Here is a 22,647-nt window from a genome sequence, read left to right on the forward strand (position 1 = left end):
GTCAATATTGCAGCGCCCCGGAGTAAGACCCTCCATTAAGGAAAAGTTGCGTGATATAGGCTATATTTTCGGCGAAACCGACGACATGTGCGTCAAAAATACGGCTGTCATATTTGTGACGGGTAACGCGGGGCGCGGCGACGGGTTGGCGTCAAAAAGCGGCGGCCGTCGAGTGGACAGTGAGTGACGCAACCGCTATGGTCGCGCCCTTCAAAAATGGGGGCAGGCATGGGTTATCTACTTATCGTCACACTGATTCAGGCGTTTTCGTTCAGCCTGATCGGTGTCTATCTGGCCGGGCACGTCGACAGTTATTTCGCGGTGCTGATCCGCGTGGTGCTCGCCGGTCTGGTATTCATCCCGCTGACCCGCTGGCGTCAGGTCGAACCGCGATTCATGCGGGGCATGCTGCTGATCGGCGCGCTGCAATTTGGCGTGACGTATGTCTGCCTGTACCTGAGTTTCAGGGTGCTGACCGTGCCCGAAGTATTGCTGTTTACCATCCTCACGCCACTGCACGTGACACTGATCGAAGACGCGCTGAACCGGCGACTCAATCCTTGGGCCTTGCTGGCGGCGATGGTCGCTGTGCTGGGTGCGGGCGTGATTCGTTACGACGGTCTGGACGGCGACTTCCTCGGCGGTTTCCTGCTACTGCAACTGGCCAACTTCACCTACGCCGCCGGGCAGGTGCTGTACAAACATCTGGTGGCGCGCCACCCCAGCGATCTGCCGCATTACCGACGTTTCGGCTATTTCTACCTGGGCGCACTGGCGGTGGTATTGCCCGCGTTCCTGATGTTCGGCAACCCGCAACACCTGCCCGAAGCGCCGACCCAATGGATCGTACTGTTGTTTCTCGGCCTGTGTTCGACGGCGCTGGGCATGTATTGGTGGAATAAAGGCGCGTGCATGGTCAATGGAGGCACACTGGCAGTCATGAACAACCTGCATGTGCCACTGGGACTGCTGATCAATCTGCTGATCTGGAACCAGCATGAAGACTTCACCCGCCTGCTGATTGGTGGCGGGGTGATCGTGGCGTCGGTGTGGATCAGTCGCCTGGGCGTGCGGCGTGTGCCGGAGAGCGTTTCCGGCACGCGTTGAGTCAGACGTGCTGGCCGCCGTTGACGTGAATCTCCGCACCGTTCACGTACGACGCGCCAGCCGTGCACAGGAAGTAGATCAGCGAAGCGACTTCCTCGGGCTTGCCCAGCCGGTGCATCGGCACCAGCCGCTCGACAATCTCGGCGGTGCCGGGTGACAGAATCGACGTGTCGATTTCACCCGGCGCAATGGCATTGACCCGTATCCCATGCGGGCCGAAATCGAAGGCCATTTCCCGGGTCAGCGCCGACAGTGCCGCCTTGGACGTGGCATAGGCGACCCCGGCAAACGGGTGAACCTTCGAGCCGGCAATCGAGGTGACATTGATGATGCTGCCCTTGGCCGCTTTCAACTCGTCAAACAGCCCGCGAGCCAGTAGCGCCGTGGAGAACAGGTTGACATTGAACACCTTGATCCAGGTGCTGTAATCAGACTCCAAAACGCCCATGCGTCCGCCTTCCGCAGTCTTCGGCGAAACTCCCGCATTGTTCACCAGTGCATCCAGACGCCCGCCGAGCTTGTCCTTGATCGCCGCCATGCTCTCGCTGACGCTGTCGATATTTTCCAGGTCCAGATGGATATGATTGAGCAGACCTTCAGCCCACGGACAGTCATCCACCCAGTTCTGCCTGGACGCCGTGAACACTTCCCAGCCTGCGGCATTGAAATGCTTGACAGTGGCATGACCGATCCCCCGGCTTGCGCCAGTCAGCAACAGCTTTTTCTTGTCGCCCATGAGTGCGTTCCGGTTTTTGAGGGTGGATGCATCATGTTTTTTGGCGGGCGGGGTGTCAACGCTGTTTGTCCGGTGTCAGGCCGCAGAACGCTTGTGGCTAATCCGCTTCAAGACCCTGCGCCACAGCGCCCACTTCGGCCGGGGTGTTGCTTCGGTCACCACATTCGGCATGTCCCGTAAGCGAATCCAGGTTTCACTGCGCCAGTGCAGCACGCTCAGCGAGGTGCCCGGCCACTGCAATTGACTCATTCTGGGGTTGTCCAGCGTCACGTTCTGCTGATCATGCAACACCGTCAGCACCTCATGCGTCAGCCAATGACGCAACGCGCGGTTTTCCGGCACGTAATGATGAACCAGCAACGCCAGCACGCCGGATTCGCTGATCATCAGCTGCCGCTGGCATTCGCCATTGGCCTGCAACCAGACCTCGCGACGCTGATCGGCATCAAGCTTGAGCGTGGCACGCTCGTCCAGCGCCTTGCCCATCAGACGGGCAAGGTCGGCCAGGCAAAACCATGCCTGGGCGTCGGTAAAAATGGCGCGCAGCATGCGGCTGTGACGGAGGAATAGGGTGGCTTCGAAGTGGGGTGTTCGTGGCGTACAGGGGGTTACGTTGAACATGGGTGCAGCTCCTGGATATGAGACTGCCACAAGACGTCGTCAAACGAATGGGTGGCAGCTGTGCGAAGGTTGACGAACCGGTATCCAGGAAACCGGCAGACCCGAGGGTCTCCGACGCACAGCCGCCATAGCACGTGCCTCAAGTCTGGCTTGATGCAGTGGGTGGGGCGCTGACACGCCTGGATAGAGCGGATTGAATCGCCCCGGGTTTCGTAGACACCTCCATGCCTTAAACTGAGGCCAATCAGGAGGTGCCATGAGCAACCCACGTTATCCCGAAGAATTCAAAATCCAAGCGGTCAATCAAGTGACCGAAAAGAAGCTGCCTGTCGCTGATGTGGCGGCGCGTCTTGGCGTGTCGACGCATAGCCTCTATGCCTGGATAAAGCGCTACAGCAAACCTCAGGCAGAACGGCAGCAAGACGATGATCAGCACGCTGAACTGCGTCGTCTGCGAGCGGAACTCAAGCGGGTCACTGAAGAGCGAGACATCTTAAAAAAGGCCGCCGCGTACTTTGCCAAGGAGTGCGGCTGAAGTACGCCTTTATCAAGCAGCGCGCGGGCGACTACTCCATTCGACGGCTTTGCCTGACGCTGAAAGTCCATCCCAGTGGTTATTACGCTTGGTTGTCTGAGCCGCAATCTGCACGCGCTAAAGACGACCAGCGATTGCTGGGTTTGATCAAGCACTCGTGGCTGGAGAGCGGCGGAGTTTATGGCTATCGCAAAATCCATGACGACCTGCGCGAGGTCGGTGAAGATTGTGGTCGGCATCGTGTGGCGAGGTTGATGCGTCTTGAAGGTCTGCGCTCTCAGACAGGGTATCGACGTCGCCCTGGAAAGTACGGCGGTAAGCCAGCGGTCGCCTCACCCAATTTACTGAAGCGCGAGTTCGATGTCGTGGAACCCAACAAGGTTTGGGTCACCGACATCACCTACATTCGTACGTATGAAGGCTGGCTGTATTTGGCGGTGGTGCTGGATCTGTTTTCTCGTCAGGTCGTTGGCTGGTCAATGAAGTCGCAGATGACCAGTGATTTGGCCATTGATGCGTTATTGATGGCGGTTTGGAGGCGAAAACCGAAACAAGAGGTGATGGTTCACTCCGACCAGGGCAGCCAGTACAGCAGCTCCGATTGGCGCAGTTTTTTGAAGGCAAACAATTTGGTTGCCAGCATGAGCCGCCGAGGCAATTGTCATGACAACGCCGTGGCTGAGAGCTTTTTCCAGCTTCTGAAACGGGAACGAATCAAGCGGAAAATCTACACCTCACGGCAAGATGCTCGTAGTGATGTGTTCGATTACATCGAGATGTTCTACAACCCAAAACGCCGCCATGGTTTCAACAATCAGCTGTCACCGGTAGAGTTTGAAAAACGTTACGCAATGAGCTTGCAAGGTGTCTAGAGAATCCGGGGCGATTCAGATCGTCAAATCCGGCCGCTGATTTGGCAGCGAACGGCGGGGAGGTTAGCGTGGTGAGGGTGGGGTGGCAAGAGTGTGGGTCTGAAGCGTAGGAAATGGCATTTTTTCGAGTAGGCACGATGCGATTGTTGTATCTTTTTCGAACTGTGTCGCAGAAATCCAGTGGGTCAGTCGCGTAAAGTATGTCGCAGTAGATGAAGTTGGCCTGACGCTGACCGACCGTAGACCGATAGAGTTCAAGGACAGACAACGTACATGGACTATCAAACGCCGCAATACATCATCAGCCCATCGGGCTGCCTCATTGTTTCTTCTGTTCCGGCCTGGCGGGAGTAGGCGCGATGTTTGAAGCAGCACGCTTCGGTGACGAAATATCACACTCCAGCGCCCTGGGAGGCTTCCTGATCGGAGCTGTGCTCGGTATTGCGCTCATCGCGACGGTGGCGATCGCGACCTTCACGTGCGGGTTCGGCGTGGCTCTTCTGGCAGGACTTGCAGCAGGCGTCGGAGGTAGCCTGCTCACCGCCGCAGGAGAGGCCATAGGGAGTATGTTTTCCTCCCCCTCCGGTACGATTCTCACGGCCTCGCCCAATGTGTACATCAACAACCGCAAGGCGGCGCATGTTGAAAAAAGCATCGGTGCCTGCGAGAAGCATCCGGGGCCGATCAGGATTGCCGAAGGCTCGACCAACGTCTTCATCAACAGCGTGGCGGCGGCGCGCAAGGGTGACAAACTCACCTGCGGCGCGACCATCTCCAGCGGCTCCAACAACGTGTTCATCGGCGGCGGCAGATACCGTTATTTGCCGGTAGACGACGAAATTCCTGGCTGGCTGCGCACCACCGTCGATGTGCTGATGGCGGTGGCCGGCGCGGCGGGCGGTATTGCCCAACTGATCAAAGCCGGTACGCAGGCAGGCATGAAAGCCGTGCTGCCCTGCGCCATGAAGTTCACCGCAGGTTTCGTCGCCGGCGAAGTGGGCAGTCGCTACGTGGTTGAGCCTGTGATGCGCAGTGCCATCGGCGGCCTGAGCGGCAATCCGGTCGACACCACGACTGGCCGCAAGCTGATCCCGGATGAGATCGACTTCAGCCTGCCGGGCCTGATGCCCATCGAATGGTCGCGTTTTTACGCCAGCAACCTGAATGTCGACAGCGTGCTCGGCAAAGGCTGGGTGCTGCCGTGGGAGCAAAGCCTGCGCAAGCGCGGCAGCTTCCTCTACCTTACGGACAACCAGGGCCGCACCGTACCGTTCGTGGACATAGCGCCCGGCCAGCGCATCTACAACCCTCACGAACAGGTTTATCTGGTCTGCACGCAGGGTGGTCACTACCTGCTGCAGACGCTGGACAACATCTTCTTCTACTTCGGCGAAGTGCCTGACGACAACAAACCGGTTCCGTTGGATCGTATCGAAAACGCACTCGGTCACTTCCTGCATTTCACCCGCACCGAACAAGGCACGCTGACCGACATCAGCGCGACGGGCGGCGTGCGTGTGCACCTGCATTACGACGAAGTGACCACGCGCCTGACCTCGGTCAAGCGCATCGTCGACAACGAGGCTGTCGAAACCCTGGTCCAATACCACTACGACAGCAACGGTCAGCTCGCAGAAGTGTTCAACCGCAACGGCGATTCCGTGCGCCGCTTCAGCTACACCGACGGCGTCATGACCCGCCACAGCAACGCACTGGGCCTGACCTGCGAGTACCGCTGGGAAACCATCGACGGCCAGCCACGTGTCGTAGAACACCAGACCAGCGACGGCGAGCATTTCCTCTTCCGCTACGACCGCGAGGCCCGTACTACGTGGGTCACCGATGTATTGGGACGCGAGCTGGAGATTCACTACAACAAGGACCACCGCGTCACCTCGAGCCGCGACTACAGCGGCGATCACTACGTCATCGAGATCGACGACACCGGCAACATGACCGGGCTGACCCTGCCCGATGGCAACCAGCTGGCGTTCGAGTACGACGAGTTCGCCCGGTTGCTCAAGGAGACCGATCCGCTGGGCCGCAGTATTCGCTACCAGTACCACCACCTGACGACGCTGATCACTCAGGTCGATTACCCGGATGGCAGTACCTGGAAAGCCCGCTACGACGCCAAAGGCAATCTCGTCGCCGAGATCGATGCGCTGGGCCACAAGACCGAATACCTCAACGGCGAGGACGGCTTGCCGCACACCATCGTCGACCCGACGCTCAAGTCCAAATACCTGTGGTGGAACAACCTGGCGCAAGTGCAGCGCTTTCAGGACTGCTCGGGCAAAAGCACGCATTACCGCTATGACGAGCGCCACCACCTGGTGGCCGTCACCGATGCCCTGAACAACACCACCACGCTGGAACGCAAGCCCGACGGCGAAGTGCTGCGCATCAACCACCCGGATGGCACCCACGAGACCTTTACCTACAACGAACTGGGCCAGGTCCTGACCCACACCGATGGCAAAGGCCAGACCACCCAGCTGCTGCGCAATGGCCGTGGCCTGCCCAAATGGCGACAGGATGCCAAAGGGCAAACCATCACCTACGAATACGACAAGGCCATTCGCCTCGTCGCCCTGACCAACGAAAACGACGCCACTTACCGATTTGACTACGACAACGCAGACCGTCTGATCGAAGAAAAGCGCATCGACAACCTGACCCGCCGTTTCAGCTACAACCTCGGCGGACACCTGACACAGGTCGAGGAAATCGGCTACGGCGAGAAAGGCGAACAGCCACGGCGCAGCACCCATCTGGAGCGCGACCCGATTGGTCGCCTGTTGGCCAAACTCAACGACGATGCGCGTCAGGACTACGCCTACGACGACGGCGACAGACTGCTGTCAATCGAGCGCAAACCGACGGACACCGGCAGAAAACTCGGCGTCACCGCCGAAAAACTGGAGTTTGTCTACGACCTGCTGGGCCGCCTCGTCAAAGAGACCACACCCCAAGGCGCGCTGGCCTACGAGTACGACCCGCTCAGCAACCTGACCACACTGACCCTTCCTACCGGCCAGCACCTGAACCACTTGTATTACGGCAGCGGTCACCTGCACCAGTTGAACCTGGATGGCCAGTTGATCAGCGATATGGAGCGCGACGACCTGCACCGTGAGGTCTACCGCACCCAGGGCAAACTCACCAGCTGCTTCGGCTACGACAGCATGGGCCGCAAGGCTTGGCAGTACGCCACAACCCTGCCCGCGGAAAAGCTATCGCAGATCCAGAACCCGCTCATAAAGCCAGAGCGTTACGTCGAACACGCCTACAACCCCATTCACCGCCGCTACGAATACGACCCGGCCGGAGAACTGAGCCGCACCCTCGACAAGCTTCGCGGCGAAACCCAGTACGAATACGAAGCCAACGGTCAGCTGCTGGCACGCAACACCGGTAGAGTCGTTGACGGCGAAGAATTCCGCTACGACGCCGCGGCCAACCGCCTGAACTTCAACACCAGCCGCTTCGACCACGTCAAAGACAACCGCCTCAAACAGTGGGCGAACCACGAATACAAATACGACGCGTGGGGCAACCTGATCGAAAAAGCCGTCGGCATCGTGCGCTGGCAGACCTTCACCTACGACTGCGAAAACCGCCTGGTCAAAACCGAGACCATGGCTGACACGCAGGTGGAAAGCACCAGTAGCTACCAGTACGACAGCCTGGGCCGAAGAGTCGCCAAACAATCCGAGATCAAAGGCCAGACCGCCCACAAACGCTTCCTCTGGCAAGGCTTGCGCATGCTGCGCGAAGAAAGCCCGGGACAGAGCAGCCTGTATATCTACGAGCCCGGCAGCTATGCGCCGCTGGCGCGCGTGGATGAAAAAGAAGGCGAGGTAGAGAACAAGGTTTACTATTTCCACACCGACCAGATCGGCACACCGCTGGAGATGACCGACGCCGAAGGGCAGATCGTCTGGCAGGCGAAGTACCGGGCGTGGGGTGCGGTTGAGAAGCTGGTGGTGAACGAGGTTGAGCAGAACCTGCGGTTTCAGGGGCAGTATTTTGATGTCGAGACGGGGCTGCACTACAACACGTTTCGGTATTATGACCCGGAGATTGGGCGGTTTATAACGCAGGATCCGATTGGGTTGTTGGGTGGGGATAATTTATATATCTACGCATCTAACCCTAATGTTTGGGTTGATCCATGGGGGTTATGTGGTGATAACGTCAAGTGGGGTAATCACCTAAGGAAAATTGGTGGTGGCGCCGCACCTGCGGGTATGCGCAACCCTCATGCGCATCATATAGTATTTAAAGAGGGCCGCGGCAAGCTGATGAAGGCTTATCTTTCGAAAAGTAAAGCAATCCTAGAAAAGCACGATATAGATTGGTACAAAGGCAAAGAAAATCTAATCTGGGCGCCAAATAAAGGCCACACTACAGCAAATGCTAAAAAAGTATACGACGCTTTAGAAAATGCTGACGCAGGTGGACTGGGCACTAGATCTGACGTTGTATCTGCTCTTAGAAAAATGGGTCAGCATTTTGCCGACGAAACGATTGATATTCTACCGTAGAGTATATTTATGAATAAGCCAGGTATTGACGCATTAAAAGAAAATATCAGGATAGCCGTTGATAAAATCATTGATCAGATCTTATCTGAGTTCCCTAAAGACCAAATATGCGCGTTTGCTCTTTATTCCGATTCTGATGCAAGAACGTTAGCACCTTCGTTTAACCTGAAAGCTCATTTAAATAGTATGCAGGCTGAGGATCCGGAAGATAAGGCCTATTATAAATGGTCACCAGCTGAGTGGAGTCATGAGTTTTATCGTGCTGATTTCTTTGACGACGTATCAAAAGAACTAGAAAATCTTAGTGAGTCCGTTGGAGAGGGCGAAAGCTTTGAGCGCTATAGGAAAGAAGTTTTCGAAAGCTGCGTAACTATTCTTAAAGAATTCAAGCATAGATTTAATGATTCAATATTTGTTTTTGCTGTTACTGACTTCGACGACATATCCCTAGAAACCTCTTGGATTAGATCTTTAAACCCAACAAGTGAGGCAGTTGAATTCGAAGAGTGGAGAGCAACCGTTTAAGAGGAGAATCCAAAAAATATGACTGAATAACAGATTAACTTTTGCATTTATTTTGCTCTTTAAAAGTTATATATTTCAAAGTGGCTGCGCACCATAACGCAGCCACTTTTTCATCAACTACCAAATATTTTCTTTGAGCAGGTCGCCCGCAAAATTTTTTACAACCTATTTAAAGATATACTTTATTTTACTGATGCTGTTGGATGTCTTCTTTTGAAAAAAGATGGCTCAGGCAGTGGGCTGTTTTTTGCACACAGCGTGATTAATTGTTAGGTAGTAGTGAGTGGGTACTATCCGGCTAGGCGAGTATGTCGGATTACTGCTTTTTAAAAACTTGGTGGTTTTACAGTTGAGCTCGGTTGCCGCTTCTTAAAGAACGAGGTCAGAAGCTTTAAGAAGCGGTGTCTGGGCGAGCCTGCGCTACATGTCTCTTGTTGTAGGCCAACTGATCAGCGACGTGGAGCGCGACGACCTGCATCGCGAGGTCTACCGCACCCAGGGCAAACTCACGAGCTGCTTCGGCTACGACAGCATGGTCCGCAAGGCCTGGCAGTACGCCACAACCCTGCCTGCAGAAAAACTGTCGCAGATCCAGAACCCGCTCATAAAGCCCGAGCGCTACGTCGAACACGCCTACAACCCGATTCACCGCCGCTACGAATACGACCCGGCCGGCGAACTGAGCCGTACCCTCGACAAACTGCGCGGCGAAACCCAGTACGAGTATGAAGCCAACGGCCAGTTGCTGGCGCGTAACACCGGTCGAGTAGTCGACGGCGAAGAATTCCGCTACGACGCCGCCGCCAACCGACTGAACTTCAACACCAGCCGCTTCGACCACGTCAAAGACAACCGCCTCAAACAGTGGGCGAACCACGAGTACAAATATGACGTGTGGGGCAACCTGATCGAAAAAGTCGTCGGCATCGTGCGCTGGCAGACCTTCACCTACGACTGCGAAAACCGCCTGGTCAAAACCGAAACCATGGCCGACACGCAGGTGGAAAGCACCAGTAGCTACCAATACGACAGCCTGGGCCGACGCGTTGCCAAACAGTCCGAGATCAAAGGCCAGACCGCTCACAAACGCTTCCTCTGGCAAGGCTTGCGCATGCTGCGTGAGGAAAGTCCGGGCCAGAGCAGCTTGTACCTTTACGAACCCGGCAGCTATGCGCCTCTGGCCCGTGTTGACGAGAAAGAAGGCGAAGTCGAAAACAAGGTTTACTACTTCCACACCGACCAGATCGGCACACCGCTGGAAATGACCGATGCCGAAGGGCAGATCGTCTGGCAGGCGAAGTACCGGGCCTGGGGTGCGGTTGAGAAGATGGTGGTGAACGAGGTTGAGCAGAACCTGCGGTTTCAGGGGCAGTATTTTGATGTCGAGACGGGACTGCACTACAACACGTTTAGGTATTATGACCCGGAGATTGGGCGGTTTATAACGCAGGATCCGATTGGGTTGTTGGGTGGGGAAAATCTTTACCAATATGCTCCAAACACGCAATCTTGGATTGATGCTCTAGGGAAACTCTGAAAAAGACTTCCTAATTTGGCAAAATCTCCGGACACCAGTCGCCGAGCTTTTCGATGATGAAACAGATGACCTTCGCCGACGCCGAGTATGCCGGCAAGCGCAAGCAGACCCGTAAGGAATTGTTCCTGATCGAGATGGATCAGGTGGTGCCCTGGAAAGGTTTGATTGCCCTGATTGAGCCCTATTATCCAAAAGGAGAAGGTGGCCGGCCCGCCTACCCACTGATGGCGATGCTGCGTGTTCATCTGATGCAGAACTGGTTCGGCTACAGCGATCCGGCGATGGAAGAAGCGCTGTATGAGACGACCATCCTGCGTCAGTTTTCAGGCCTGAGCCTGGAGCGAATTCCAGACGAAACCACCATTCTCAACTTCCGTCGTCTGCTGGAAAAGCACGAGTTGGCGACCGGGATTCTCGGCGTAATTAATGGTTATCTGGGCGACCGTGGCTTGTCGTTGCGTCAAGGCACCATCGTCGATGCCACGCTGATTCACGCGCCCAGTTCGACCAAGAACAAGGATGGCAAACGCGATCCTGAGATGCATCAAACCAAGAAAGGTAACCAGTACTATTTCGGCGCCAAGGCTCACATCGGCGCCGACGACGAGTCAGGCCTGGTGCACAGCGTGGTAGTAACAGCGGCCAATGTGGCAGACGTCACGCAGGTTGCCAAACTGCTGCACGGCGAGGAAAACGTAGTCTGTGCCGACGCAGGTTACACCGGGGTCGAGAAGCGCGAAGAACACGCTGGGCGCAAGGTCATTTGGCAGATTGCCGCCCGCCGCAGCACTTACAAAAAGCACGGAAAACGCAGTATTTTGTACAAGGCGATCCGCAAAATCGAGAAGGCCAAGGCCCAGGTTCGCGCCAAGGTCGAGCATCCGTTTCGGGTCATCAAACGCCAGTTTGGCTATGAAAAAGTGCGCTTTCGGGGCTTGGCCAAGAACACCGCGCAGATGGTGACGTTGTTCGCCCTGTCAAACCTGTGGATGGCCCGCCGACATTTGTTGGCGAGCGCAGGAGAGGTGCGCGTGTAATGCAGGAAATGGTTACCGCAAAAGGCTTTGCAGCGGCCGAAAGAGCTGAAAAGCGAAGATAATTGAGCAAATTTCGACATGCATCGTTTTTTGAAAAGTGCTGAGGACTCGGTAGCCGGAAAACATCCGGCTACTTCAGACCTTCCTTAGCTGTGCATGGTCGCGTAACTAGCTTATACGGTAAATCTGCTGGTCATCTCCTGTAAACGGGCGCTGACTTTAGCAAGTTCAATACTTGAGGTCGCTGTTTCCTCGCCAGCCGCAGCAGTTTGGTCTGAAATATCCCGGACATTGGTTACGCTTTTCCCTATTTCCTCACCAACGCTGCTTTGCTGCTCGGTAGCAACGGCTATCTGTTCATTCATCAGTTCAATCTCATGAACTGATGTGGTAATGCTCTGAAGCATTTCACTGGCTTGCCTTGAGAGGTCGACACTGCTGTCAGTCAATTGCAGGTTTTGCTCCAGAACCTGAGTCATATGATCTGTACTGACCTGCAACTCGCTGATCAGAACAGCGATCTCATCCGTCGAAGTTCGGGTTCGCACAGCAAGCCCCCTAACCTCGTCTGCAACCACTGCAAAGCCGCGTCCGGCTTCACCCGCCCGGGCGGCCTCAATAGCGGCGTTAAGCGCCAGGAGGTTGGTTTGATCAGCCACCGCTTTTATGACATCCAATACTCCACCGATGCTTTGGGCGTTTCCTCTAAGCGCAGCCATTGCCGTTTTAGTAGTATCCATTTCAAGAGCAAGCGATTCTATTTGAACACGGGTCTTATCAACGACCTGTCCACCTTTAACAGCCAAACTACTGGCGTTCTGTGCTGTATTTACAGCATGTGCAGCATTTCGAGAGACCTCATGCGTGGTCGCTGTCATTTGCTGCATAGCGGTAGCGATCTGTTCGGTTTCCAACTTCTGAGCATTTACTCCAGCACTAGTTTGCTCTGTGACTGCGGAAAGCTCCTCTGCAGCGCTTGCCACCTGAACAACGCCATCTTTTATTTCTCCGATCAGATTTCGAAGTCTTGAAGTCATATGCAGCATGCTACCCTGTAAGATACCCAGTTCATCCTTGCGTGAAACCGACGCATTGTAGGTAAAATCACCCCGAGCCACGATTTCAACGATCGCTACCGTTTCTTTGAGAGGTTGAACGATTGAGCGAGTAATCAGCAGCGCGGCTAGAACTCCGGACACAATGGACAAAACAAGCCAAAGCATAATCTTGTTCTGAGCGTCACTCGCGTCGGACACCCGGAACTCGTTTTGAATTGCAGTCATTTCATCCGATATATCGAGTATTTTAGTAATGGATGAGGTAATACCTGCTTGTGCTTCATCAACGTTAGCTTGGGCCGCAACCAACGCCTCTAATTGCTTGCCATAATCGGAAAATACGCTTGCTAGTTTCTGAACGGCTACATCTGACATGCTTACATTCTTGAACTCATCAGTTTGAGCAATTACTTCACCTATAGCCTGACGAACAGTCTCCTCAGCGTTAGTATTGGGAGCGGCCGTGTAAGCGCGAAAGCTTGTACGCATTTTTTGAACGGAGATGAAGAGTAGAGTTAGACGCCGACGCTCCTCAACCACTCCATTCTCAGCGTTTGCGGAGTCTGCAATTTTTATGAGAAGTTCATTAGCAGACTCGGCCGCAGCAGCAACAATACGCAATTTCTCCCGATTTCGCGTAGCTCCCACTGCCTGGTCATAAAAGCTGCGGTAGCGCTGCATCGTTGTCTCCGCTTCTTGGAGCAAAGCGACATTGGCTGCCGAGTTAAAACGAGGAGCTATAGTTTTTAATTGCAATTCTGTACGCTCTAACGCTGCCATCCATTTTGCCGCTTGGGCGTCATCTGCTTTTAAGAAATAAACTAACCTTTCGATACGCATATCCCGAGCCATCGAGCTGAAGAGAGATATGTCCCCAATTCTCTCACTCCGATCTCTCAAAACCTCTGTTGCTTTCCACCCGGTATAGGCCATTGACAGAACCATGCATATCAACAGAGAAAAGCCCAGGAATAATTTAGCTCGGACTGTCATGTTGCTAAGTAAACTCGATTTGGCGTTGGGCATTTGTTTTCCTATTTCAATTATAGTCATTTGTAGAGAACCGCTTTCTATACCGGGCTGTTAAAAAACCGCCGATATACAAGCATGAAATAACAAGCTGAGTGCATCCTTTAAAGAAGGTTGGTATCAGAAATCTCAGAGTCAAAAAAAGATATGAATGATAACGATTAACTGAGGAAATTCTCAGTCATACATATAGGCTGCCCTTTCGGGCGATCTTGACTGAGATCGATTTCTTGAGTGGGTACGGAGGTTGTGATACGCAAGCTGGCGTGTGTTAGCCATGGGCAATAACTCTTAGAAAGGCGCGAATGCCAATCCATGGCCAGTGTCTTTTGTGTCGGACATATTTAGTTTTTCTGTAGGTTTTTTTTTGCAATCCGACAGGCGGTTGTTTTTCTTTGCCTCTATAGCGCGAAACTACAAGGCGATACGTATCTGAGTGTTTTGTTACAACCGCTCATTATGAAAATAATTTTCAAGGGATTTTCAAATTACTATTTCTGCGAGGCTGGACTGCTCCGCATGTCGACAGATCGAACTTCTGAGTTTTGGCTACACTAGAATATTTTCCTATGGCTGGTTAGCGAGTCGTCCGGCGTATTGTTGCCACACTGCTAGTCCCATTAGAGGACCATCGTGTTCATGCTTGTTGCCTAGGTGGCGATGCGCTTGCTGAACCAATGCATGCTTCCAGCCGCTCGTTGCTCGAGGCATTCAGGGCTCCCGGTATCATGCATCCGGCGCCGAAAAGCACAAGGTATTGCTCCCTAACTTGATGAGTCATTCGAGCACGGCGAGAATTGACTAGGTCGAAGGGATGGCGCACGACGGGTCTTGGCTGTCATGGGACTCTCTATCAGGATTGGCGTAAACTCGCTGTCGTTCCAACGAGAGTCAGCAGTAGGTCTCCGTGAGGACCTATCGCCGGTGCTTATGCGGTGATATAGGAAAATGCTACCGCGTATTCGGCTTGGTGGCCTGTGATGGTCAGGGGGCATGTCACACTTCCTCATTGGTAAGCGATAGCTGCTCCAACTGGAACTGACGCAGGCAGAGTGACACCCACGTAGCCCGCGCTTGGTGTGAGCAGGCTACCTGAGGAAGCTGTGCCGATAGCCAGCGAGCCCCCAGTCAACTCGATCATCGTTGAAACAAGACCAGGAGGGGGGGATCCGAAGAAAGCGTAACTTCGTCCAGCATCGATCACTCCATTCACTCCAGGGTAACGAGCGTACCAAGTGGGCAGATCCAACTGGTTATCGGCTACCGTGCCTGACTCAGCTTTGTGAGTGTATGCATACTCGGCCAAGGCATTTCTGTAGACGAGGATGTTATGAGCAATCAGAGATATTTCCACGGTCTGGGAGCTCTGTTCTGCCTTGTGGGTCTTCTCATAAACCATTCCGAGCACTGCTGTGATGACCACCATTGCAAGCCAGTAAATGTTCACTCCACGTCCTCGATGACTGCTATGAGCCTGCTCAAAACTGGCAACAGAAAATGGTGGCGTAGTCGTTCTGGCCTATCACGATTCCCGGGGTACTACTGTTCCGCTGGCCGGAGCCAGTGGTGTCCCACCCGACTTTCGTGTAGCCGACTGGGCAGGAATAGGTAGTCGCGTCGTTTGCGTCGTAACCGTTGATAGTCTTCGCTGTACAGGTAGGGGCACTGGAACCGTTCACCACCCAGACCTGGTTATCACATGAAAGCGACCGACCCGTACTGGTGCGACCAACCATACCGTTTGCAGCACAGGCTGTGCCGGCAGTCGCCACGCCATTGAGCTGCAGGTACTCACCGACGGTCGCGCGACCCTCCGATGTCACTGTCCCACCCCGAATGTTCCCGGCTGTGTAGAGATTCTTGTCGCCGTAGACCCGGACCCAGTCCGAGTCACTCATGTACCAGCCACCACCCCATTTTTCGCTGTACCAGCCAGTGTCGCCCTGAGTGCGAAACCAGCCGCCTGTGACAGTCTCGCCTGATATTCGGGCAGCAGCGCCCGTGAGGTTGGCCGAGGCATTCACCGACTGGGCGTACACATCGCCTGCGGCGACAACGTTGCTCTGAGCTGTGACGCTCCCGGACGCACTCACATTGCCCTGGGCTGTGACAGATCCCGACGCATTCACATTACCAGTGGCGTTCACTGATCCAGCAGTGTCGACATTCCCCCCAACTGTCACTGTTCCAGAGGCGTTCAATGCAGCCACATCGTTGACATTGTTTCCTCCCATACTGAGCGCCGTGTTCATGCGATTGAGTTCGGGCTTGCCTGGGATGGCGTTGCGGTACAAGTAGTCGTTGGAGAGAGTGCCATCCTGGAGGAACAAGGCGCTCGCAGTGTGGCCAACACCTGGGTTGATGCCGTAGTTGCTCAGCGCAAGTTGCCAGCCGCCTCGTACTCCCTGAATAACGCCGGTGTTGTTGAACGGGATGAAGCCACCCGGCGCGCCCATATTTTCCGCAATCGTCCGTGTACCGATCTCATCGATAGCCTGTCCGCCGGTAGTGATCACGATGGATTCTAGCTGGTTGACGTTTACCCTTCGGGCAAGTACCACGAAGCGCTGACCGAATGCATTTGTGTCACTGAAGCTGGCTGGCAGATAGTTGGTGTTCCGTAGCATCTGTGGAGTAATCGTTGCGGGTGTGGTTGTACCCGCGGATCCATAGACCGTTGAGAAATTGTCCTTTAGGTATTTAGAAGCGGCCTCTGCGATCTGCTGCTGTTGCTGAGCTGCGATCTGATAGTTCTGCGCATCCATTCTGTCTGCGACCAGCGAAACGCCAATGGCCGACGCAATGGCAAAAATGATCAAGCCGAAGAGCAGCTCGACTATCACGAAACCGTTTGTTCTGGTCCGGCCGGGCTTGAAAAGATTCATCCCCAGATGCTCCTGTTCGATTGCTGATCCACATCCTGGCTAAGCATTGCGATTTGATTCGATCGGATCTTCTCGCGAATACCAGGGCCGTCATGTCCAGTGAGTGAAAGGCTTTGGATCTTCAGATGCCTCATTGCACCTTCACCTTCAAGGGCAAGCGCGACTACCGCCACCAAACCCTGCGACAGGATTGATCGGACGTTGCTGATTGCCGGCTCCGCAAGAGTTGCTACTCGCTCAATCGCCTGCGGTACGGTTCCCGCGTGGACTGTGGTGATGATAAACAGGCCGTTGATCGCCGCTCGTACCGCCTGAACTGCTGTCGGGGTGTCTCTGATCTCCCCGATAAGCATCATGTCCGCGCCAGAGCGAAGGCCCCTCATCAGAGCCTCCTCATAACCCCCATTGCGTCTTGAAACTTGCATCTGGATGCAGCGACCAGGTCCGTGACGACCGTTCAAATCTGTCTCGGCAGGATCCTCTGCAGCCAACGCTATCCCACCACACGCAATTAGCCTGGCGATGATTAGCGAAGCCGCGCTTGAGGTCTTTCCAGTGCCCATCTCGCCACAGAAAATCACTAGGCCGCGCACATGCTTTGTAAGCAACGATTCGACCAGGTCTTCTGGAAAACCCAACTGGTCGAACTGCCGCACCTGCGCATTTGATTTGCGCAGTACGAAGACAGCCTGGCCGAAGGCATCGGGTATCTGAGTGACGCGAAGCACCGTCCCGTCTTTGATCAACGAGAACTCAGGATCCTGATGCACTTCAAAATGCTTGGAGCATTCCTCTCGTAAAAGCTGGGCGCTTTCTTTCCAGTTCTCCGGAGCCTCGACACGTCCGCTCTGGCCATCCAGGCCTTTTACGTCCGTGAAATCCGGCCCCAGATAGAGGTCTACAAAGGGCGTGTCGATGATCGGGCTCATGCTCAGTAGGCCGTCCAAGCGAGGGTGTTGCTGTCTGTAGTGCAGCCACTAGTAGCATTAGCAGAACTCACCTCGCCGCTCACAGCCGTGCCGCCATTGATAGCGGTGGTGACCTTATGCCCGCGTCCAATCGTCGTGGCCAGCGTTACGCAGGCATCTTGGGGCAAGCCCGATTCGGTGACTGTGAAGGTCATGCCATTGGCAACCACAGTGACCTGCCCACTCCAGGCGTTGTAAATCTTGCCGCCGGAGAAGGACATATTAGGAAGGCCCTTAATAGAGCTGAGCTGGGCGATCAGATCGGTCCCTGACGCTCCGTAACCGGCACTCCCTTTGAGCTTGCGAGTGTTGGCGATCAGTTGACCGACGTTACCTTGCTCGTTGTTGACGTCCGAACTGCCCATCGCGCTCCAACCGTTGTAGAGGGCGTAGCCCATCCCCATCAGAATAACGATGAGAGCGAATAGCAATTCAACCGTTATGTAGCCGATCTGGTTCGCCCGAGCGGATTGAGTGATGTTTTGCATGTGTGTGGTCCTGGGTATGTGGGTAACGGGTGTAGTGCTCAGTGCGTCATGCCCTGTGTGGCATTGCCGGTCATGCTGTATGCTCCGACCATGACCAGCATCATCAACAGGCCGATCAGAACCATGGATACGAGGGACAGTGTCTTTGCGTAACGCTCGACCTGTTTCAGTGATATCTCCAACCAGCGAAGGCTGTAGCGGTGCACTGCTGCTGAGAAGCTCTGCGTGGTGGAGAGAACAATCAGGAATTGAATCGCTTCGTGGCCTGGAAATTCATGCCCGGAAAGATCCAAAGCCTCGCCGAAGTTTTTACCCATCCGAACCCCATAGTGAGCGGCTTCCAGGCGTTCACGCAGCCACGGATTTGCCCCGCGCTTTAACGTGTCCAACGCTCCGAGCGGATCGATATTTGCTCGCAGCATGACCGCGATATTGAGGAGGAAAGTTGAGCCGTGGAGCGCTTTGTAGATTGACCAAGGAGGCAAGATCTCCAGCCGTGTCCGCCAAGGCCCACGGAAATAAGGCAGAGTGACGACGCTGGTGACAACCAGGACCACTACAAGGCACAAAGTCAGCAGCCCCCAGTTAGTCACAAAGGTGGCGATCATGTTCAGAACCATTGGTGCGCCGGACCAGGCTTCTGGGTTGGATGAGCGGCTCATGGCAGGCACCACCCGAGTGGCGACTACGTTTAGCAAGTAGGCCATCAAGCTCCAGACAAATATCGGGTACAAGGCCGTTGAGAGCACCAGGCTCATCACTTTTTGCCGAGCCTCGATGATGCGCACGCAGTCGCTGAATGCCTGGATCAAGTTCCCTGACTTCTCACCGGCGCTGATGACGGCGTGCTCCTGATAAGGCACCCAGTTAAGGCATGCCTGGGCCAGCGTCTTGCCGCCGTCCACAGCTTTGCCTATGCCATAGCTGGCAAGGGCGATCGGATGTCGAGCACGGCGGCCACCATCACTGTAGATTGATCCAATACGATCAAGGGCCAGGTCGAGTGGCACCCCATTCTCCAGCAAAGCGGTCATGCTGTCGTACAGCCGGATACGCTCATTGCCTCCGAACTGGTTTCTGTAAAAGCTATCTACAAACCCAGTCCAAGCGTCCATCACCTTACTGAGCATAGGCTTCTGCCTCGGTTGACTCGGCATCCAGCATGTAGCTGTCAAAATCCAGTGGACCTACTACGGCCTCCGCCATACGCGGGTCAATCAGCCCCGCATTAATCTTGATGAGCGTGTGAGCAACCTTCGTGATACCACCCATGTGCTTGACCCAATACTGACGCGCAGCGCTTGGGCCATTCTTTCGGATCTCCTCCATGAACCGGTGGGTCGGGAGAATAATTTCTGCGACAGCGGCCCTGCCGTTCACCCCGTCACGGCATAGAGAGCAACCAGGCCCGGTCAGATAGACCTGATCCAGCACGGTCATCTTTTCAAGCCGCTCGACCAGCTGCGGATCCAAGGTACTGATCTGGCTGTGCGCAGGCACGCGACACTTCCTGCACAACGTAGGCAGCAAAGACTGGTTGATAAGGCCGACGATGAGTGTTGGGTCGGTGACCAGGCTTGTATCAGCCCCCATGTCGATCAGCCGAGGGATTGCTGCTACAGCGTTGTTGGTGTGTAAAGTTGTTAAAACGAGGTGGCCAGTCATACCACCGCGCAATGCTCCCTGAGCAGATTCCAGATCGCGAATCTCCCCGTACATAAGTATGTCGGGGTCGAGTCGCACGGAGTTTGTAATGGATTCTCCCCATGTCTCATTGCTGGCAAGAGGGGACTGATTTGCACGCATCGGATATTCGGGCGGGTCCTCAACGGTAAGGATATGTTTCGTGCCCTTGCATTCTTCAGCCAGAAGGTTGATCTGCACCTGGAGCGACTTCGATTTCCCCGATCCAGTCGGCCCTGTCAATATGATCACGCCGTAAGGGAGGCTTCGAAGCCTCTTGAACAGCAAATTCTGTTGTGGCAGAAACCCCAGATCGTCTACTGACTGTTTCTCCTGATCGTCATAGATCAGACGCAGCACCATTAGGGGCCCGTCGACCAAAGGGCGTGTGGCTACACGGGCTCCGGACAGTCCCAACTGATCGAGGAAGGTGCGAGCTATGCGCGCATCCTGTTTCAACTCCGGTTGATAGTAGCCCTCGGATTTGACGTCACACATTGAGTTGAAGAGTGAAGAACAGAGCTCATTTCCTACGGCGCTCTGGATCTGCCCGTACTCCCGCAAGAGACCGTCCTCACGGAACTTGATGTAGGTGATTTCGTGGCCAACGATGAAATGCACGTCGGAAGCGCGTCGTGCATGGGCCGCGCCAATGATACGAATCACCTCTTGCTGGCGCTGAGTACTGTCTACAGATCCGGCGAAAGCTTTGCCGGCGTTTTGGTACAGCGACTTTATCTCGCTGAGCGTGCTGCTGATGATCTGAAACGGCACTCCGGCTCGGTCAAGGCGGTCCATAAATGCCATCACATAAGGGTCGTGCATGTGCTGAGACGACACGAGCAGTTCTGCTTCCTCGGCCATAGTGGCAGGTGCTAACAGGGCAACCAGCTGACGCAACTCGCTGGTGATATCCCCCAACCGCTGTCCCTCCGCAGTCAGGACCGTTCCGACCACGTCAGACTGCATGGCGATGGTTATCGGTTGCACGAGCGCAGTCGGTCGGGTGACCTGATGTGCCAACGGATCAGCCTCAATTTCTGGCTCAATTCGTACCGCGCCGCTCATCGCTGTAACTCCTGCGACATGCTGGACAGCGGACTCATAGCCGAGGGCTGGCCGGGAGTTATAGGCTTGAGTGTCTGCAGTGACATTTGGGGCGCGTCAACCGAACCAATGGGTGCCCTGGTCGAGAACCCTAGGGGATATCGGCGTCCGTCATGGCCCAGTACAACGCTGTCGAGGGACACGCTGATTACCTTGAATCCGCCTGGCAGCTCAGCATTGCCAACTGATGCATCGACCTCGAAACCACTTCCATACAGCAACGTGGCATACAGGGCGTTATTCGTCCTGAACACGGTCTTGACCACCGGCAACTGCGGTGCGGTATTGCTGACCGGGGCGGGCATCGTGTAAGCGGTCTGCGTTACTTGAACCGGCGCAGACGTAGATGTCTTGCCCCCGTTTACGATGTCTTCCTTGGCACGAGCTCGCGCCGCCTGTGCTTTGAAGAGAAGGGTTTCACTCTGCACCTGGGACAGCTCGCCAATGTTGATCCGACTGATGTCGGTGGGAGATGGATCGGCCGCGACAGCCATGTTGCCGGCGGCTACGCAGGACAACAGAAAGGTCAGCAGAATTGAAGCGCGAGTGTTAATGCACATAGAGGTCACCTATGACGTTCCAGGTTAATTTGCCGTCTTGAAAGTCGGTTTTGATTTCACGCAGGCGCATTCCAGTGCTTTGCACGCCTTGGAGAACAATCGCTGGCGGCAACAGGCTCGTGTAGCGGATTTCGAAGTGTCGATAATCCGGGGGCGGTGGTGGTGGAGGCGCTGGTTGGCCAGGCAACGCTGGTGGCTGGACAACCGTCACAGGTACTTCCGTGATCTTGGGCTGCAGGTCTTGGGCTTGCAGCCATGAAGTGATGCTGTCCAAGGCCTGCGTTGCAGGATTCAGAACGTCATCACCCGCAAGCGGCAGCTCGAAGGTGAGCTTCACAGCGGCCATGTTGCCCTCGTCGTAGAACGCGGGCGTATCAGCAAAGTAGCCCGCAGTAGCAGCGGTGAAAGCCATCGTGGTGCTGTTGCCAGTGCGGTTGTAGTTGGCCGACATCAGCGTCCCGTCGCATTTAGCGGAGACGAATAGCCACCCTTCGATTGCCGGTAGTAACTGGTCGATTGCGCCGTTACAACCTTCAAGAAAAACTGGGACAGAAGGCTGTTTTACCCACGGATGCACAAGCGCCTCGATCACAACTGGTGAGTTTGTTCGCTGGTTCAGTGCATCCAGTTCAGCTTGCCTTGCCGCCTCTGCCGCTTCCTGCGCCTGGCGAGCAAGTTGCAGCTTATGTTCGTTCCATTGCTGCCACCCAATCAGGCCGGCCACGACCAACGAACCAATCACCGCGGCTTTCAGTAGTTCCTGTCTGGACAGGCCGAATGCCAGCGGTGTCAGCTTGTATTCGCGCTTCAGATTTGAAGGTTGCAACAATGTATCTGGGTCGAATCGTTCGCCACCGCGAGCAAACTCCGGCGGGAGAAAGATTTTGTCGAAGCTCATCGAGCGGCTCAGCTGCTGAGCCACCTTCTTTTTTATTTCCTCACTGCTGCCTACCAGGTCTGCTCCCGGGATGACCGCGCCTCGGTACACTGCGACCAAGGCGTATCTGTCATCGGCGTCCTCGATCCTCCAGGCAGCCAGCCACGATGCGCCCAGTTGCCCAGCGAGTGATGCTGCAAGGGAATACATGCCTTTGACTGCGCCGTCATTCTGCGAAACGAACCCGGCCTGAATCACCAACTCGGTATGCCTGATGGCGACAATGTCCATTTCTTGGGCGCGACCGAACTGTCGTGCTTCTTTCATGTAGCCAGTAAGGCTACCCAACGGGTGCCACAGTAGGCCTGTCACGAAAGATCTACCGTGATAAGTCAGAATCTGAACTTTGCCGTCGCTGGGCAATTGAGCGCGCGGGGCGCGCTTTCGGAACAGAGAGAACGGGTTCGCCATG

At 55.1% G+C, this 22,647-nt stretch carries 16 protein-coding genes and 2 pseudogenes; 6 read left to right on the forward strand and 12 right to left on the reverse strand.

Features of this window, described 5'->3' with window-relative positions; all coding sequences use genetic code 11:
- Positions 1-228: 228 nt before the first annotated feature.
- Positions 229-1,107 carry a carboxylate/amino acid/amine transporter gene (locus LJU29_RS07370; RefSeq protein WP_057454118.1) on the forward strand — a complete coding sequence of 293 codons (879 nt, stop codon included), beginning with the start codon at positions 229-231 and terminating at the stop codon, positions 1,105-1,107.
- A gap of 1 nt (position 1,108) precedes the next feature.
- Here LJU29_RS07370 and LJU29_RS07375 read toward each other — a convergent pair whose 3' ends face one another.
- Together LJU29_RS07375 and LJU29_RS07380 are read right to left on the reverse strand one after the other, a co-directional pair.
- On the reverse strand, positions 1,109-1,843 hold the full coding sequence (locus tag LJU29_RS07375) for an SDR family NAD(P)-dependent oxidoreductase (RefSeq protein ID WP_010217371.1): 735 nt from the start codon (positions 1,841-1,843) through the stop codon (positions 1,109-1,111).
- Between the two features lie 75 nt (positions 1,844-1,918).
- Positions 1,919-2,464: a BRO-N domain-containing protein gene (locus tag LJU29_RS07380; RefSeq protein ID WP_060407129.1), complete on the reverse strand. Its 546-nt coding sequence runs from the start codon at positions 2,462-2,464 to the stop codon at positions 1,919-1,921.
- Positions 2,465-2,720: 256 nt separating this feature from the next.
- Here LJU29_RS07380 and LJU29_RS07385 point away from each other — a divergent pair.
- The 5 genes and pseudogenes from LJU29_RS07385 to LJU29_RS07405 all read left to right on the forward strand — a co-directional run bounded on the left by LJU29_RS07385 (position 2,721) and on the right by LJU29_RS07405 (position 11,520).
- A protein-coding gene (locus tag LJU29_RS07385; protein WP_086004489.1) for an IS3-like element ISPsy29 family transposase occupies positions 2,721-3,871 on the forward strand; the annotation gives its coding sequence in 2 pieces (ribosomal slippage) (positions 2,721-2,955 and positions 2,955-3,871; 1,152 coding nt in all).
- Between the two features lie 359 nt (positions 3,872-4,230).
- The gene (locus LJU29_RS07390) at positions 4,231-8,421 is read left to right on the forward strand and encodes an RHS repeat-associated core domain-containing protein (RefSeq protein ID WP_257111944.1); all 4,191 of its coding nucleotides are present in this window, start codon (positions 4,231-4,233) and stop codon (positions 8,419-8,421) included.
- Between the two features lie 9 nt (positions 8,422-8,430).
- On the forward strand, positions 8,431-8,946 hold the full coding sequence (locus LJU29_RS07395) for a DUF4303 domain-containing protein (protein ID WP_005747395.1): 516 nt from the start codon (positions 8,431-8,433) through the stop codon (positions 8,944-8,946).
- A 457-nt stretch (positions 8,947-9,403) separates the two neighbouring features.
- Positions 9,404-10,474 (forward strand): annotated as a pseudogene (locus LJU29_RS07400) (RHS repeat domain-containing protein); the annotation flags it as partial.
- A 65-nt stretch (positions 10,475-10,539) separates the two neighbouring features.
- Entirely contained in the window at positions 10,540-11,520 is a 981-nt protein-coding gene (locus tag LJU29_RS07405; protein WP_054078085.1) for an IS5-like element ISPsy2 family transposase, read from the forward strand.
- A 173-nt stretch (positions 11,521-11,693) separates the two neighbouring features.
- Here the strand turns inward: LJU29_RS07405 and LJU29_RS29540 are convergent, their stop codons facing one another.
- From LJU29_RS29540 to pilO2, 10 genes and pseudogenes are all read right to left on the reverse strand, one after another.
- A complete protein-coding gene (locus tag LJU29_RS29540) occupies positions 11,694-12,566 on the reverse strand; it encodes a methyl-accepting chemotaxis protein (protein ID WP_371321909.1) in 873 nt (290 codons plus the stop codon).
- Positions 12,552-13,631: pseudogene (locus tag LJU29_RS29545) on the reverse strand (methyl-accepting chemotaxis protein); the annotation flags it as partial. The gene LJU29_RS29540 and the pseudogene LJU29_RS29545, both read right to left, overlap by 15 nt.
- 982 nt (positions 13,632-14,613) lie before the next feature.
- Complete coding sequence (gene pilM / locus LJU29_RS07415; protein WP_032701935.1) at positions 14,614-15,054, reverse strand: type IV pilus biogenesis protein PilM; 441 nt, start codon at positions 15,052-15,054, stop codon at positions 14,614-14,616.
- Positions 15,055-15,085: 31 nt separating this feature from the next.
- On the reverse strand, positions 15,086-16,492 hold the full coding sequence (pilV, locus tag LJU29_RS07420) for a shufflon system plasmid conjugative transfer pilus tip adhesin PilV (protein ID WP_257111948.1): 1,407 nt from the start codon (positions 16,490-16,492) through the stop codon (positions 15,086-15,088).
- Positions 16,489-17,421: an ATPase, T2SS/T4P/T4SS family gene (locus LJU29_RS07425; RefSeq protein WP_046832657.1), complete on the reverse strand. Its 933-nt coding sequence runs from the start codon at positions 17,419-17,421 to the stop codon at positions 16,489-16,491. The genes pilV and LJU29_RS07425 overlap by 4 nt, the downstream gene beginning before the upstream one ends.
- 2 nt (positions 17,422-17,423) lie before the next feature.
- Positions 17,424-17,948 carry a type 4 pilus major pilin gene (locus tag LJU29_RS07430; protein ID WP_257111950.1) on the reverse strand — a complete coding sequence of 175 codons (525 nt, stop codon included), beginning with the start codon at positions 17,946-17,948 and terminating at the stop codon, positions 17,424-17,426.
- Positions 17,949-17,986: 38 nt separating this feature from the next.
- Positions 17,987-19,078 carry a type II secretion system F family protein gene (locus tag LJU29_RS07435; protein WP_257111952.1) on the reverse strand — a complete coding sequence of 364 codons (1,092 nt, stop codon included), beginning with the start codon at positions 19,076-19,078 and terminating at the stop codon, positions 17,987-17,989.
- Positions 19,068-20,699 (reverse strand): GspE/PulE family protein, encoded by a 1,632-nt coding sequence (locus tag LJU29_RS07440; RefSeq protein WP_257111954.1) that lies wholly within the window; start codon positions 20,697-20,699, stop codon positions 19,068-19,070. The genes LJU29_RS07435 and LJU29_RS07440 overlap by 11 nt, the downstream gene beginning before the upstream one ends.
- A complete protein-coding gene (gene pilP, locus LJU29_RS07445; RefSeq protein WP_005734842.1) occupies positions 20,696-21,298 on the reverse strand; it encodes a type IV pilus biogenesis protein PilP in 603 nt (200 codons plus the stop codon). The genes LJU29_RS07440 and pilP overlap by 4 nt, the downstream gene beginning before the upstream one ends.
- Complete coding sequence (pilO2, locus tag LJU29_RS07450; protein WP_257111957.1) at positions 21,288-22,646, reverse strand: type 4b pilus protein PilO2; 1,359 nt, start codon at positions 22,644-22,646, stop codon at positions 21,288-21,290. Before pilO2 ends, pilP begins: the two co-directional genes overlap by 11 nt.
- Between the last annotated feature and the right edge of the window lies 1 nt (position 22,647).

It is taken from the genome of Pseudomonas ficuserectae (assembly GCF_024584585.1).
GTDB lineage: Bacteria > Pseudomonadota > Gammaproteobacteria > Pseudomonadales > Pseudomonadaceae > Aquipseudomonas > Aquipseudomonas amygdali.